Origin of the sequence: Neobacillus niacini (genome assembly GCF_031456445.1) — a bacterium.
Taxonomy (GTDB): domain Bacteria; phylum Bacillota; class Bacilli; order Bacillales; family Cytobacillaceae; genus Neobacillus; species Neobacillus niacini_I.
In genome coordinates this window covers 1-1,438 of the sequence record NZ_JAVDUQ010000089.1, presented here as the reverse complement: position 1 = coordinate 1,438, position 1,438 = coordinate 1, and the positions used below count along the sequence as shown (strand labels likewise).

Annotated in this window: 1 protein-coding gene; it reads right to left on the bottom strand. The window is 36.6% G+C overall.

Going from position 1 to position 1,438, the window contains the following annotated elements; all coding sequences use genetic code 11:
- Positions 1-8: 8 nt before the first annotated feature.
- Positions 9-1,366 (bottom strand): IS3 family transposase gene (locus J2Y67_RS27775; RefSeq protein ID WP_396954151.1). Its coding sequence is split into 2 segments (ribosomal slippage): positions 9-944 and positions 947-1,366, totalling 1,356 coding nucleotides; the frame shifts between segments, so codons are not numbered across the junction.
- Positions 1,367-1,438: the final 72 nt, after the last annotated feature.

The window sequence follows — 1,438 nt, the reverse complement described above, 5'->3', positions numbered from 1 at the left end:
AAAAAAGCCTAGGCAGTTTTAAGAAGATGATCTCTGTATTGAACAGGGGTCATCTTTTTTAAATTCCATTGGTATCTATAGTGATTGTAATAGATCATGTATTGTTTAATTTCCTTTTTTAATTCATCAAAAGTTGTACATGCTTTAATAGAGGCTTCATCTTTAAGATGGCCAAAGAAAGATTCTTGAGGAGCGTTATCCCAACAGTTTCCTCTTCTTGACATAGATTGGCGTAGCCCAAGTTTCTTTACTACTTTTTGAAATGCTGGATGAGTATAATGTACTCCTTGATCTGAGTGGATTAAGGCATCTTTCGTTTTCTTAAAATGTCTATTCTTCTTTAGCTTTTTTAGGGTGTCTGTGGCTAAATCAATGGTCATCCGTTCCGACATATGATAGGCTAATAATTCACCGGTAGATCCATCCTTTATGGCTGATAAATAAGCTCTCTGGCCATTACCGTAAAATAAATAAGTGATATCTGTTAGAAGCACTTTTCCTGGGATACCTTGCTTAAATTTCCGCTTTAAAAGGTTTGGCACCACCCTATGTTCTTTGGTAGCTTTCATCATTCGTCTATACGGATTTGCCTTTCTGATGGGGCAAATAATACCGTATTTCTTCATAATTCGTCTAATACGTTTCAAATTGTAGACAACATTAAATTGACCCGCCAAGGTCATTTTGATTTGACGTGCCCCTTTCTTACGGCGTTTAAAGTGAAAGGCCTTTAGGATAATCTCTTTGACCTCCTCATCCTTTGCATCTCTTAGCTTTCTACGATGTTGTGACTCCTCACGGAAATAGTTATAATAACCAGAACGGGAGACTCCTGTTACATTACATAAATAACTCACCATATTCTTAAGGTTATACTTCTCTATATTGGAACGGATGAGGATAAACTTTTGATCAGGAGGTAGGGTTATGGGTTCCTCTTTAGCCCCCTTTCGGCAAACCGTATCTTTTTTAAAAGTTCATTTTCTGCCTTCAATAAATTATTTTGGGCTTCTAATCTTGCGTATTTCTCTTCTAATGTAAGATCCCTTTCACCATGTCTTCCCGAGTTTTCCCCTCTTGTATCACAAAGTCCGACTACTCCATTTTCCCGATAGGCAGCACGCCATCTCTTACCAGCTGATCTAACACGATCCATTCCTAAAACATCAATATCAAATCCACATTGTTCAAATATCTCTCTAGGTAGCTTTCCTCCTGCATTTTCTTCAATGAAGAGATGCTTAAATTCATCGGTATAGGTAATCCCCTTTGAACTTACTGATTTAACATAAGGGCTATTAGAAAGGATATTGATCTCTTTCTCTGTAAATATTTTTTTACTCACTCTTGCTTTCCCCAATCCCATTTTTCTTAATTATACAAAAAAGTACCCTATAGAGGACTTTTTTTAAGTGTCTACTCTATAGGGTACATTTTA